This is a genomic window from Piscicoccus intestinalis NBRC 104926 (assembly GCF_001515525.1).
Lineage (GTDB): Bacteria > Actinomycetota > Actinomycetes > Actinomycetales > Dermatophilaceae > Kineosphaera > Kineosphaera intestinalis.
This window is the reverse complement of record NZ_BCNQ01000132.1, coordinates 1-12,742: the sequence shown is the minus strand read 5'-3', so window position 1 is coordinate 12,742 and position 12,742 is coordinate 1. Positions and strand designations below refer to the sequence as shown.

13 protein-coding genes are annotated in these 12,742 nt (G+C 73.4%); 3 read left to right on the top strand and 10 right to left on the bottom strand.

Features of this window, described 5'->3' with window-relative positions:
* Positions 1–12: 12 nt before the first annotated feature.
* The gene (locus PINTE_RS22125) at positions 13–174 is read left to right on the top strand and encodes a Beta-galactosidase C-terminal domain (protein WP_281178967.1); all 162 of its coding nucleotides are present in this window, start codon (positions 13–15) and stop codon (positions 172–174) included.
* A 4-nt stretch (positions 175–178) separates the two neighbouring features.
* Here PINTE_RS22125 and PINTE_RS16970 read toward each other — a convergent pair whose 3' ends face one another.
* The 5 genes from PINTE_RS16970 to PINTE_RS16950 all read right to left on the bottom strand — a co-directional run bounded on the left by PINTE_RS16970 (position 179) and on the right by PINTE_RS16950 (position 5,689).
* Complete coding sequence (locus PINTE_RS16970) at positions 179–1,312, bottom strand: hypothetical protein (RefSeq protein WP_157087323.1); 1,134 nt, start codon at positions 1,310–1,312, stop codon at positions 179–181.
* A 128-nt stretch (positions 1,313–1,440) separates the two neighbouring features.
* The gene (locus PINTE_RS16965) at positions 1,441–2,100 is read right to left on the bottom strand and encodes an HAD family hydrolase (RefSeq protein ID WP_068433135.1); all 660 of its coding nucleotides are present in this window, start codon (positions 2,098–2,100) and stop codon (positions 1,441–1,443) included.
* Positions 2,100–3,926 (bottom strand): aspartate--tRNA ligase, encoded by a 1,827-nt coding sequence (gene aspS / locus PINTE_RS16960; RefSeq protein ID WP_068433133.1) that lies wholly within the window; start codon positions 3,924–3,926, stop codon positions 2,100–2,102. The genes PINTE_RS16965 and aspS overlap by 1 nt, the downstream gene beginning before the upstream one ends.
* 120 nt (positions 3,927–4,046) lie before the next feature.
* Entirely contained in the window at positions 4,047–4,658 is a 612-nt protein-coding gene (locus PINTE_RS16955) for a GNAT family N-acetyltransferase (RefSeq protein ID WP_068433131.1), read from the bottom strand.
* A 17-nt stretch (positions 4,659–4,675) separates the two neighbouring features.
* On the bottom strand, positions 4,676–5,689 hold the full coding sequence (locus PINTE_RS16950; RefSeq protein ID WP_068433129.1) for an acyl-CoA thioester hydrolase/BAAT C-terminal domain-containing protein: 1,014 nt from the start codon (positions 5,687–5,689) through the stop codon (positions 4,676–4,678).
* A gap of 418 nt (positions 5,690–6,107) precedes the next feature.
* Here PINTE_RS16950 and PINTE_RS16945 point away from each other — a divergent pair, with 418 nt between their 5' ends.
* Positions 6,108–7,115 (top strand): alpha/beta fold hydrolase, encoded by a 1,008-nt coding sequence (locus PINTE_RS16945; protein ID WP_068433127.1) that lies wholly within the window; start codon positions 6,108–6,110, stop codon positions 7,113–7,115.
* 62 nt (positions 7,116–7,177) lie between these two features.
* Here the strand turns inward: PINTE_RS16945 and PINTE_RS16940 are convergent, their stop codons facing one another.
* Both PINTE_RS16940 and PINTE_RS16935 read right to left on the bottom strand, forming a co-directional pair.
* Positions 7,178–7,591 carry a YchJ family protein gene (locus PINTE_RS16940; RefSeq protein ID WP_068433126.1) on the bottom strand — a complete coding sequence of 138 codons (414 nt, stop codon included), beginning with the start codon at positions 7,589–7,591 and terminating at the stop codon, positions 7,178–7,180.
* Positions 7,592–7,654: 63 nt separating this feature from the next.
* Positions 7,655–8,278 carry a DinB family protein gene (locus PINTE_RS16935; protein ID WP_084343721.1) on the bottom strand — a complete coding sequence of 208 codons (624 nt, stop codon included), beginning with the start codon at positions 8,276–8,278 and terminating at the stop codon, positions 7,655–7,657.
* Positions 8,279–8,437: 159 nt separating this feature from the next.
* Here PINTE_RS16935 and PINTE_RS16930 point away from each other — a divergent pair, with 159 nt between their 5' ends.
* Positions 8,438–9,151 (top strand): CueP family metal-binding protein, encoded by a 714-nt coding sequence (locus PINTE_RS16930; RefSeq protein WP_174524025.1) that lies wholly within the window; start codon positions 8,438–8,440, stop codon positions 9,149–9,151.
* A gap of 3 nt (positions 9,152–9,154) precedes the next feature.
* Here PINTE_RS16930 and PINTE_RS16925 read toward each other — a convergent pair whose 3' ends face one another.
* The 3 genes from PINTE_RS16925 to PINTE_RS23365 all read right to left on the bottom strand — a co-directional run.
* Positions 9,155–9,862, bottom strand: a complete 708-nt coding sequence (locus PINTE_RS16925; RefSeq protein WP_068433125.1) for an NUDIX domain-containing protein — start codon at positions 9,860–9,862, stop codon at positions 9,155–9,157.
* Positions 9,859–11,580: a CTP synthase gene (pyrG, locus tag PINTE_RS16920; RefSeq protein WP_068433124.1), complete on the bottom strand. Its 1,722-nt coding sequence runs from the start codon at positions 11,578–11,580 to the stop codon at positions 9,859–9,861. Before pyrG ends, PINTE_RS16925 begins: the two co-directional genes overlap by 4 nt.
* 79 nt (positions 11,581–11,659) lie before the next feature.
* A partial coding sequence (locus PINTE_RS23365) for a DNA repair protein RecN (protein WP_505803898.1) occupies positions 11,660–12,742 on the bottom strand: 1,083 nt, incomplete at its 5' end.

Genomic DNA, 12,742 nt, shown 5'->3' with positions numbered 1-12,742 from the left:
GGCGTCGAGCGCGTGCGCCGCGTCGGCGCCGGCGGCTCCTGGCTGTTCGTGCTCAACCACTCCACCGAGCCGGTGCGGGTGGCTGCCTCCGGCCGCGACCTCGTCGCCGGAGCCGATGTCACCGGCTCCCTCGAGCTCGCGGCCGGGGCGGTCGCGGTCGTCGCCGAACGCTGACACCTCAGCGGCGAGCGACGAGCAGCGCCGCGTGCTGGCTCCCGTCGGGCGCCTGCGCCTGGGCCGCGATGTCGCCGTTGTTCGCGATGTCGGTGGGCCACAGCTGCCAGCCGTCGGGGATGTCGGCGAGGCCCTTGAGGTTGTAGGCGACCCCGCGGTCGGCGACCGCGGGCAGGTACCCGCCTCCCGTGTACCGCAGGCCGACGACGCGACCGGAGTCGTTGACACGCTGGGCCTCGAAGCCGGAGCCCCTGGCGAGCGGCCGGGCGGGCGCCCCGCGGCGCAGCACGAACGAGGCACCCTGGCGGGAGGCCACGATGTGCGTGCCGTCGGGCGAGATGTCGCCGCCGTACGCGGTGACCGGCGGGGCCGCGATCGAGCGGGCCATGCGAGTGCTGGCCTTGGCCCACGAAGCGACCGACCGGGCGTTCGAGCCGACGACGATGCCGGTGTTCGACAGCGCCCACGGGTACCCGGTGTCCTTGACCTGATCGTGCAGAACAACCCCGCCGGAGGCGGGCCAGTACGCACTCTTGGAGACGGGCTTCTTCTCCGAGCCGCCGAACACGCTGCCGATGACGTCGCCGCGGTCGTTGAGCTCCATCGACGCCGCGGTCAACCCCTTGGGAGTCGGCAGCTGCCGCACCCGGCCGCGGGCGTCGACGACGAAGGCGCGCTCCCTGCCCTTGCACATGCCGGACGCCAGCACGGCGCGGGAGGCGTTGACGTCCTGCACACCGGTCAGCGTGCAGCCCGACGAGCGCGGCAGGCGGATCCGACCGAGCGAGCCGCCGCGATCGAGCAGGGCGAAGCGCGGACGATCGGCTCGTTGCTCGGTGGTCATCACCGCGACGACCCCGTTGCTCGACATGCCCGACACGAAGACGCCGGCCGTCCCGACGCCGCCGGGCATCGAGCGGTCCAGCACGGTGAAGCGGTAGCGGGGCTTGGCGGCGACCCCAGTCACGCCCGCGCCCGTCGCACCGGCCGACCCCGCCTCAGCGCGGTGAATGACCTGACCATTCGACACACTGTTGTGTGCGGTGGCGGCCGTCGCCGGCGTCGTCGCCAGCGCGGCCGCGCCGGTGGCCGCCATGACGACGGCCAGCGTGACGGGCACGCGAAGAAGGTTGCTCATGATGTCCCCCTGATGTCGATATCGCGGTCCCACCCGCGATACCGACAGGGTGCGCGCGCGCCGCGCCCCGAGCCTGAGCACAACAGCTCAACTCGGAGCCCGGGTTTCGCCCAGGGGCAGTGAGCCGCCTACCGCTGCAGCCGAACTCCGGCGGAGGCGAGGAGCGCGCGCAGGTCCCCGGCGCCGGCCGTGCGCTCGTGCCACAGGGCGACGATCCCGAGCCGGGCGGCGGCCTCGACGTTGACCTGCAGGTCGTCGATGAACGCCACCTCGTGCGCGGGCAGCTGCAGGCGCGCCAGCACGGTCTCGAAGAACTCCGGCTCCGGCTTGGCGGCCCGCAGGTCGCACGAGAAGAAGGCCCAGTCGACGATGTCGCCGTAGCCGATCCGCATCATGATGTCGCGGCGGTAGGCGTGCTGGTTGGTCGCCAGGTAGGTGGCCAGGCCGGCCGCGCGCACGTCACGCACGACCTGCCAGGCACCCTCGTCGGGACGGATGTTGTCCCACAACGACACCAGCTCGTCGACGCGCTGCTCGCCCAGGCCGTACCGACCGGCGAGCCGGGTCATCCCTTCGCGCAGGCTCTCCTGCCCGCGCAGCGCCGGCATCTCGGCGCGCCACAGATCCTCCCGAAACGCCTCGGCGGCGTCCCCGGTGACGGCGGCCATCGCGTCGAGCCGCTCGAACCACCCGTCCCGGGCATACTGCAGCACGCCGTCGGCGTCGAAGAGCACCGCCTTGATCTGCCCGGGTGGTACAACCTGCTGCGCGGGCACCGGCTCGCTCATCAGCTCTGCACCGGCGCCACCGCCGAGGTGTCCTGCGAGCCCTTGGCGGGCTTGTCGGGCTTGGCGTCGACCCCCGCCTCCTTGCGCTGGGCGGCGGTGATCGGGGCCGGCGCGTCGGTCAGCGGGTCGTAGCCGCCGCCGGACTTGGGGAAGGCGATGACGTCGCGGATCGTGTCGAAGCCGCCGAGCAGCATGACGATGCGGTCCCAGCCGAAGGCGATGCCGCCGTGCGGCGGGGCGCCGTACGCGAACGCGTCGAGCAGGAAGCCGAACTTGGCCTGCGCCTCCTCCTCGCTCAGGCCCATCACGGTGAAGACGCGCTCCTGCACGTCGCGGCGGTGGATACGGATCGAGCCGCCGCCGATCTCGTTGCCGTTGCACACCATGTCGTAGGCGTAGGCGAGCGCGGAGCCGGGGTCGACGTCGAACGTGTCGAGGTACTCGTCCTTGGGCGAGGTGAACGCGTGGTGCACCGCGGTCCAGGCGCCGGAGCCGACGGCCACGTCACCGGCCGCGACGGCCTCCCCGGCCGGCTCGAACAGCGGGGCGTCGACGACCCACAGGAAGCTCCACGCGTCGGCGTCGATGAGGTCGCAGCGCTTGCCGATCTCCAGGCGGGCAGCGCCGAGCAGGGCGCGCGCGGACTTGGCCGGGCCGGCTCCGAAGAACACGCAGTCGCCGGGGTTCGCGCCGACGTGCGCGGCCAGGCCGGCGCGCTCGGTCTCCGAGAGGTTCTTGGCGACCGGGCCGCTCAGCTCGCCGCCCTCGCCGACGAGCACGTAGGCCAGGCCCTTGTGCCCGCGCTGGCGGGCGAACTCCTGCCAGCCGTCGAGGGTGCGGCGGGGCTGCGAGGCGCCGCCGGGCATGACGACCGCGCCCACGTAGTCGGCCTGGAACACCCGGAACGGGGTGTCCTTGAAGTAGTCGGTGCAGTCGACGAGCTCGAGGTCGAAGCGCAGGTCGGGCTTGTCGGTGCCGTACCGGGCCATCGCGTCGGCGTACGTCAGCCGCGGGAACGGGGTCGGCAACTCGACGCCGATGAGCCGCCAGATGCGCTGCACGATCTGCTCACCGAGCTCGATGATGTCGTCTTCGGTGACGAAGCTCATCTCGATGTCGAGCTGGGTGAACTCCGGCTGCCGGTCGGCGCGGAAGTCCTCGTCGCGGTAGCAGCGGGCCAGCTGGTAGTAGCGCTCCATGCCGGCGACCATGAGCAGCTGCTTGAACAGCTGCGGGCTCTGCGGCAGGGCGTACCAGGAGCCGGGAGCCAGCCGGGCGGGCACGAGGAAGTCGCGGGCGCCCTCGGGCGTCGAGCGGGTCAGCGTCGGGGTTTCGATCTCGACGAAGTCGCGCTCGCCGAGCACCTCGCGGGCCGCGGCGTTGACCTTGCTGCGCAGCCGGATCGCGGACCCGGCGCTGTGCGCCCCCGGGCGACGCAGGTCGAGGTAGCGGTGCTTGAGGCGAGACTCCTCGCCGACGGTGACGCGCTCGTCGATCTGGAACGGCAGCGGGGCGCTCGGGCTGAGCACCTCGATGTCGGAGGCGACGACGTCGACCTGCCCGGTGGGCAGGTTGGGGTTGACGTCCTTGGCGTCGCGCGGGGCGACGACGCCGGTCACCTTGACGCAGTATTCGTTGCGCAGGTCGTGCGCGGCCCCGGTGAGCACCTCGTCGCGGGCGACGACCTGCACGACGCCCGAGGCGTCCCGCAGATCGATGAAGGCGACGCCGCCGTGGTCGCGCCGGCGGGCGACCCAGCCGGTGAGGGTGACGGAGGCGCCGGTGTGCTCGGCACGCAGGGTGCCGGCGGGGTGCGTTCGAAGCACGAGCTATTCCTTTCTTGCCCCCGCATAGACGGTGCGGGGCGCGATCGACGCCCCCCATCGTAGGCAACCGCCACGGCCGCTGCGGGCCCCGGGCGCCCGGAGGCGGGGTGCCTCCGGGCGTCAGAAGGCCACGCGCACGACGGCCCGGCGGGCGGACGGCCGATGCACGATCTCGAACCCGGCGGCCAGGTAGATGCTCAGCGGGCCCGGGTGCTCCTCGCCCCAGGTCGCCTCCGCCACGGTGATCGGGTAGGCCTCCAAGCAGGCGGCGCCGCGGCTGCGCGCCGCGGTCACGGCGTGCTCGACCAGGGCCGAGGCGATGCCCTGACCACGCCGGCCCGGGCGGGTGAACACGCAGGTGATCGCCCAGACCGTGGGGTCGCCCCGGTCCTCGTCGCGGCCCCGCCAGGCGGTCTGGTTGGCGTTGCGCACCAGGCCCTCGTAGGAGGCGCGCGGAGCGAGCGCGCACCAGCCGACCGGCTCGTCGCCGAGATAGGCGAGCAGCCCGCTGGTCGTCGCCGACTCCGGGTCGCCGCAGGCCGTCTGCTCGCGCAGCCGCTGCGCCCGCACCCGCACCGGCGTGCCGGCGAACGACTCGCCCCGGGCCAGCCGGTAGCGCTGGCACTGACACGTGGCCGCGGCGCCGCGCCGCCCGAAGAGCGTCGCCAGGTCGCGGCAGTCGGCGAGGTTGGCGGCAACGATGCGAGGGCTACGGGGGCTACGAGGACTCACGACCCCAGCCTGCCCGCTCAGCCCCGCAGAGCGCGCTGCAGGTGCTGAAGAATCCGCGGCCAGCCGTCCGCGCGGGCGGCGGCGTTGCCCTCGACGGTGCCTCCCATGTCGGCCAGGCGCGAGGAGAACTCGCTGTCGGTCGGCACCGGCGGGCCGCCCGCGAAGTGCCCGGCATCCCGGTAGGCGAGCACCGTGACCGACGGGCCGCCGTGCTCCTGCGCGCGTCGCTGCACCTGCCGGGACATCTCGCACCCCGGCCACATCGTGTCGTCCTCGCCGCAGACGAGCAGCACCTGCGCGCGGCCGCGCTCGATCGGGATGATCGCGTCCTGGTGCTCGCCGAGGTGCTCCAGGGAGGCCGAGTACATCGTCACGAGGTCGCCGGTCGGAAAACCGGAGTACGGCAGGTACGGCACCGGCTGCCCGCCGTCACTCCACGTCGAGGTAATGGAGTTCATCCGCCACGGTTGCTGCAGATCCATGCCCTGCCAGACGACGCTCGACGGCACGAGCCCGACCGCGGCCTTCAGTTCCGGGTGCCGCGCGGCGAGCAGCACGGTGGCCTCGCCGCCCTTGGAGGCGCCGATGACCGCGAGCCGCTCGGGGTTCACCTTCGGCCTGCTCTTGAGATGCTCCAACGCCTCATCGAAGGTCTCCAGCGGCAGCGCGTCCATCGCCTGCGGCTGATCGGGGCCACCGAAGTACGACAGCGCGAGCGTGGAATAGCCCGCGCTGCGCAGGGCCTGGGCCATGAGGTCGGCGTACGTCGACAGGCCCCCCTCGGAGCCGCCGAGCACGAGCACGCCCGGGGCCTTCTCGTCGGCCGCGTAGTAGTTGCCGAGCAGACCGTCCGCGCTGACCCGCACCCCGCCCGGCCCGGGGTCGACGACCTCGACGACGGGAGCCCACGGCTTGGTGACCCACAGCGCCGCGGCGGCGATCGCGCCGATGACCAGGAGCCCGAGGCAGCCGATGCCCAACCGCCGGCGCCATCGCGAGCGTCGCCGGGGTGCCTGCGTCGCGTCGTTCATCACCGTCTCCTTTGGGCGCGTCTCCTTCGGGCTCCTTCCGGCTCCTTCGGGACCGTCGCGGGCTCGCTCGACCGCCAACTTGTCGGTGGCTCGTCAGTGGCTCGTCGGCGCCGTCGAGCGGAGGCGGGCGATCAGGTAAGGTCGCCGAGCCGCTTCGGCCCGGCTGTCTCGATGCGTCCAATGCTAGGGAGGCAGCCCCCGGCCGTGTGCTCGAACGTGGCGTTGCGCACACTCACGTGTCAGCCTCCCGGGATCGCGGGGACCGCCGATCGGGTCGGTGGGTAGCCTGAAATGTGGTCTGCGCACGGGGTCTCATCGCCCCGGCCGGGCGGCTGCGACGCCTTCGGGCGACGCCACCCCCGAGCGACCGGCCCGCCGTGGCGGCGCCGTACGACGCCCTGAACAGGAGGGATTCACCGTGACGCAACGCACTCGAGGCACGTCGGCGACATCGCCGCGGCGCTCGCCCAAGAAGGCCGACGACGGCTCGCGCCGCAACGGCGCCACCGCCGAACCGGCGTCCACCGCGCAGACCCGGCCGGCTCGGACCGTGCGCGCGGCCGCCGCGCAGATGCGCGGCACCCGGATGAGGACCGTGCTCGGCCACCGGGTGCGGGTGCTCGACGTCGGCCCGCGGGAGACCGAGGCGGTGTTCATCGTCAACGGCTCCTCGGCCAATCTCGAGGTGCTCGCCCCCCTCGTGGACATCCTGTCGCGCACGCGCCGCGTCGTCGCGTTCGACCAGCCGGGCATGGGCAAGTCGCCCTCGACGTACCCGACGCTGTGCGTGCCGACCCTGGCCTCGATGTGCGAGCGGCTCGCCACCGACCTCGGCCTGCGGCAACTCGACCTGGTCGGGTACAGCTTCGGCGGCACGGTCGCCGAGCAGCTCGCGCTCACCCGCCCCCGGCTCGTGCGCCGGCTCGTGCTCGTCGCCGCCGTGTACGGGGCGGGCGGAATCCCCACGGACCCGATCTCGAGCATGACGGTGCTCGCCCACCAGACCCCGATCCGGCCGTGGGCGCGCACGCTCGCCCGCCGCGCGTACGGCGGGGTCGTCGCGCGCGACGACGACGCGCTCACCGCTTACGAGACGGCCATCAACCAGGCCGGGCCGGACCCGCTGTCGCTGCTCGGACAGGCCATCGCCGTGAGCACGTGGAGCGGGCTGCCGTGGCTGTGGGCGCTGCGCTGCCCGACGCTGGTCATCGCCGGCACCGACGACAGCGTCGTGCCGCTGGCCAACGCCAAGCTCATCGCCGCGCTCATCCCGCGCGCCCGCCTCGAGCTCGTGCCGCACGCCGGTCACCTGCTCCTCATGGACCAGGCCGCCGACGTCGCCGGCCTCATCGAGGCCTTCCTGCGCGAGACGTTCGACGTGAGCCGGGCCAACGGCTCCCGGCGCCCTCGCACGCGCGCACGCTGACGGGCGTCGGCGCCCTGTCACGCCCGGCGGCGGCGCGACGCCTGCTGACGACTCCTGCCGACTCAGGAGTCGGCAGGCTCGGTGTCTCCGTCGACGTACACCCACGCGCGGCCGCGGCGGGCGAACCGAGAAAGCTCGACGAACGAGCCCGCTCGGCCCTGGGCGCTGAACGTCGCCCGGAAGGTGACCTCGCCGACGGCGTCGTCGCCTCCGCCCGCATCGGTTGCCAGCACCTCCAGGCCCGTCCACCGCTGCGCCGGGTCGAGGCGCAGGTCGGCGGGGCGGGTGGCGGGATGCCAGGTGCGCAGCAGGTAGGCGCGGTCGCCAACGGCGAAGGCGGCGTACCGGCTGCGCAGGAGGTCTTCGGCGGTGACCGCGCGGGCCTCGCCGCGGTGCAGCCGGCCGCAGCAGCTCTCGTACGGGCCCGCCCGCCCGCACGGGCAGGGGCCCGCGCGCGGGCGTGGCGGGAAGGTCACCGAACGGGCTCGTCATGTCGCTCCTGCTCGTCGGGGGCCGCGCAGCCGGCCTGCGCACCATCCCTACCCCATCGTGCGCTGCCCGTCGATCGCCTCCCGGATGATGTCGGCGTGCCCGGCGTGCTGGCTGATCTCACCGAGCATATGCATCGCGACGCGACGCACCGACCAGCTGGTGCCCGCCTCGAACCACGGCGCCGGCGGCAGCGCGTGGCTGCTGTCGAGGTCGACCGTGCGCAGGATCTCCTCGGTGCCGGCGGCGACCTGCGCCAGGCGCGCGCGCAGCGCGTCGAGGGTGTCGGCGTCGGTGAGCGTGAACCGGTCGTCCTCCCACTCGCTGCCCGACCAGTCGCCGTCGTTGGTCGCCGCCTCGGCGTCGACCGCCTCCCAGTCGACGTCGGCGTCGTACACGCTCGAGTCGCCGAAGGCCGACTCGCCCTCGACGGCGAACGCCATCCACTGCTCCTCGGTGTCGGCGACGTGCTTGAGGATCGACGCGATCGTCAGGGTGCTGACCGTGCTGGCGGTGCGCGCCTGCTCCTCGGTGAGGCCCTCCGCGGTGCGCAGCAGGAAGCCGCGGTGCTCGGCGAGAACCTGGATGAGCTCGGTGCGATCGGGGGTCAGGCCGTTCTCGGTGCTCTGGGTGCTCTGGGCGCTCTGGGTGCTCTGGGTGCTCTGGGCGTTCATCGGGCTGTCCCTTCGTCGGCCGGCGACCGGGGCTCCGGTCGTTCCGTCACCACACACGCTAGGAACCCCAGCGGTCAGATCCTGTCCGCTTCTCCAGTCCTGTTGATCCGGGGGACTTCTGGCACTTCAGACGGGCGTTTCCGGTCATAAGGTGCGGACATGACGTCGCGCCTCGCCGCCCTCGCCCTCACCGCCACCCTCGCGCTCGCCGGCTGCGGCTCGGCTCCGCAGAGCGCCGACCAGACGCCCCAGGAACAGGCGCCCGCCAGCGCTCCGACCAGTTCGGCGGTCGGCTCGGACAGTTCGGAGGCCGGTTCACCCGCCGCCGGCACCGGCTCCCCCGGGGCGACCGCGACCGACGCGCAGGCGATGCTCGCCGAGCACGGCCTGGCGGGCCTGGACACCCGGCAGGTCATCGAGAAGCTCGACACGACGAGCGTCGCGCAGCGCCCGACCGACCTCATCGCCTCGGTGCGCCCCGACGAGCTGCTGCTGTCGCGGCCGCAGGCCCAGGGCGCCGCCGGTTCGGACGGCCAGGCGGAGCCGGTGTCGATGCCGATCTCCGGCGACAACGGCTTCTACCTGTCGGTCGCGCCGTACGAGTCGTCGACGCACGAGTGCCACTTCCACAGCCTGACAACGTGCCTGGGCGAGCTGCGCAACGCGCCCGTGCACGTCAAGGTCACCGGCGCCGACGGCCAGGTGCTCGTCGACGAGGACACGACGATCTACGACAACGGGTTCGTCGCGGTGTGGCTGCCCCGCGACATCTCCGCGACGCTGACGATCACCCGCGACGGCAAGACCGCGACCCAGCCGATCAGCACGGGCCCGCAGGACGCGACCTGCATCACCACCGCTCAGCTCGCCTGAGCCTCAGCGGGACATCCAGCGGGGGTGCTGCGGCCACGGGGCCTCGGCGTCGCGCAAGGTGACCCAGTCGCGGCGGCGGGCGGCGTCGAGGGCCAGCACGCCGACGACGGCGCCGGCGTTGTTGATCCGCCCCGACAGGGCCGCGGCCACGGCGTCGTCCAGATCGACCCACGCGGTCGGCATGCCGAGCTCCTCGGCCTCCCGCTCGTGGCGCTGCGCGGCGGGCACCGGCGTCAGATCGCGCGCGAGGTAGATGCGCAGCGCCTCGTTCATGCCGCCGGGTGAGGAGTAGAAGTCGGCGAGCACGTGCCAGGTGCCGGCGACGAGGTCGACCTCCTCGCCGAGCTCGCGGGCCGCCGCGGCATGCGCGTCCTCGCCCGCGACGTCGAGGAGACCGGCGGGCAGCTCCCACTCGTAGGTGCCGACCGGGTGGCGGTACTGGCTGATCATCAACACCTGCGCCCGGCCGTCGCGCTCCCGGTACGGCGCGATGACGACGGCCCCGGGGTGCTCGAGGTACTCGCGCTGCACGACCCCGGCGTCGCCGAGGTCGAAGGTGTCGCGCTGCACGTCCCACACCATGCCGTGGTAGCGCACCTCGCGGTTCAGCGCGGGGCGAGGCTCGTGCCGGTCGCGCAGCCGGTCGGCGGGCAGCGTGGGGGCGTCGAGACCCGAGGGGGGCGCCGAGTCCGCGGTGTCGGAGTCGGTCACGCGCCGGCCTCCATGAAGCTCTCGTCGTGGGTCTGCCCGGGCTGCGGGCGCTCGACCTCGACGAGCCGGCCCGCGCGCTGCCGGTCCAGGGCCGCCTCGACGAGCCCGGCGAACAGCGGGTGCGCGCGGTGCGGCCGGGACAGGAACTCCGGGTGCGCCTGGGTGGAGACGTAGTACGGGTGGGTCTCCTTCGGCAGCTCGACGAACTCGACGAGCGTGCCGTCCGGGGACGTGCCGGAGAACACGAGGCCGGCCTCACTGAGGCGGTCGCGGTAGGAGTTGTTCACCTCGTACCGGTGCCGGTGCCGCTCGGAGACCGAGGTGCGCCCGTACGTGTCGGCGACCACCGAACCCCGCGCGAGCTTGGCGGGGTAGGAGCCGAGCCGCATCGTGCCGCCGAGGTCACCGGCTCCCTCGACGAACTCCTTCTGCTCGGCCATCGTCGCGATGACCGGCTCGGGGGTGTCGGGGTCGAACTCGCTGCTGCTGGCGCCCTCGATGCCGGCGACCTCGCGGGCGAACTCGATGACCATGCACTGCAGCCCGAGGCAGATGCCCAGCGTCGGCACCTCGTGGGTGCGGGCCCAGGTCAGCGCCCCGAGCTTGCCCTCGATGCCGCGCACGCCGAAGCCGCCGGGCACGAGCACCGCGTCGACGCCGCCGAGGGCCTCTTGGGCCCCTTCGGGTGTGGCGCACGTGTCGGAGGCGACCCAGCGGATGCGCACCTTGGCGTCGTGGTGGAAGCCCCCGGCGCGCATCGCCTCGGTGACCGACAGGTAGGCGTCGGGCAGGTCGATGTACTTGCCGACGAGGGCGATCTCGACCTCGTGGGCGGGGTCGTGCACGCGGCGCAGCAGCCGGTCCCAGTCGGTCCAGTCGACGTCGCGGAACATCAGGCCCAGGCGCCGCACGACGTAGGCGTCGAGGCCCTCGGAGTGCACGACCTTGGGGATGTCGTAGATCGAGGGCGCGTCGCTGCAGGCGATCGTGCCCTCGACGTCGACATCGCAGGCCAGCGCGATCTTGCGCTTGAGGTTCGGCGGGATCTCGCGGTCGGCGCGCAACACGATGGCGTCGGGCTGGATGCCGACCTGGCGCAGCGCGGCCACCGAGTGCTGCGTGGGCTTGGTCTTCAGCTCGCCGCTGGGGGCGAGGTAGGGCACGAGCGAGACGTGCAGGAAGAAGCAGTTGTCGCGGCCCAGGTCGTGGCGCACCTGCCGGGCGGCCTCGAGGAACGGCAGCGACTCGATGTCGCCGACCGTGCCGCCGATCTCGGTGATGATGACGTCCGGCACGCTGCGCCGGTCGGGGCCGCGGGGAACGGACTGCTCACGCATCCGCTCCTTGATCTCGTTGGTGATGTGCGGGATGACCTGGACGGTGTCGCCGAGGTACTCCCCGCGGCGCTCCTTGGCGATGACCCGGCTGTACACCTGCCCGGTAGTCACATTGGCCTGCTGGCTCAGCGGCACGTCGAGGAAGCGTTCGTAGTGCCCGATGTCGAGGTCGGTCTCGGCCCCGTCGTCGGTGACGAACACCTCGCCGTGCTGGAACGGGTTCATCGTTCCGGGGTCGACGTTGAGGTACGGGTCGAGCTTCTGCATGGTGACGCGTAGCCCGCGCGCGCGGAGGAGGAGGCCGAGGCTGGAGGCCGTCAGGCCCTTGCCGAGCGAGGAGGCGACGCCCCCGGTGACGAAGATGTGTTTGGTCTGCACCACGGGCTTTGATCTTACGTCATCGACGCGGCGGCCCCTCGGCGCGACGGTCCGCGCGCGTGCGCCCGGGAGTGTCGCGGCCTCAGCCCGCCGCTCGAGCCCGCCGGCGCCGCGGTGAAGACGCTTGCGGCGCAGCGTCGCCCGCTGTCTCGCCCGCGGCATCGGGCTCCGTGGCGGCCGCATGGGTCGCATGGGTCGCCTGGTCGGCATCGGTCGGAGTGTCGCGCCGCCGGGCGGCCTCGGCGAGCAGATCGGCGGCGTGCTGCCGGGCGATGTCGGAGTCGGTTCCGGCCATCATCCGGGCGAGCTCGGCCAGGCGGTCTTCGCCGGTGACGACCCGAACCCCGCTGGCCGTGACGTGCCCGTCGTCGGTCTTGTGCACGACGAGGTGCCGGTCGGCGAAGGCCGCGACCTGCGGCAGGTGGGTGACGACGACCACCTGCGCGGACCGCGACAGCGCCGCGAGCCGCCTGCCGATCGCCAGCCCCGCGCGACCGCCCACCCCCGCGTCGACCTCGTCGAAGACGAACGTGGGCACCGCGTCGACGGAGGCACCCGCGGACGCGGCCGCGCCGGCGCCCGCGGCGTTGTCGTCAGCGGCTGCGGCGTCGGCGGATGCCTCGGCGTCGTCACCGTCGGCGTCATCGGCAGCGGCAACTGCGCCAGCGGCCGCGGCGGGGGCATCAGCGTCGTCGGCGTCATCGGCGGCACCACCGGCGGCCGCAGGATCGGAGTGTTCGCTGCGGCGCAGGGCGTCGGCGATGACGACCTCGATGGCGAGCATGATGCGGCTCAGCTCGCCGCCGGAGGCGGCCTTGGCGACGCTGCGCGCGGGGCTGCCGGGGTTGGCGGCGAGGGCGATCTGCACGGTGTCGGCGCCGTGCGGGCCGGGCCGCGGGGTGGGTTCGACGACGACCTCGACGCGCGCCGAAGCCATCGCGAGCTGGGCCAGTTCGGCGGTGACGCGCCGGGCCAACTCCCCGGCCGCCTCGCGGCGCGCGTCGGTGAGTTCGTCGGCGCGGTGGCGCAGCCGGCCGCGACAGTCGCGCAGCTCGGCCTCGATCTGTCCGGCGCGCTCGGTGGCCGAGTCGAGTTCGGCGAGCCGGATCGCGGCCCGCTCGCCCCAGGCGAGGGCGTCCGCGGTGGTCGGCCCGTGGCGGCGCAG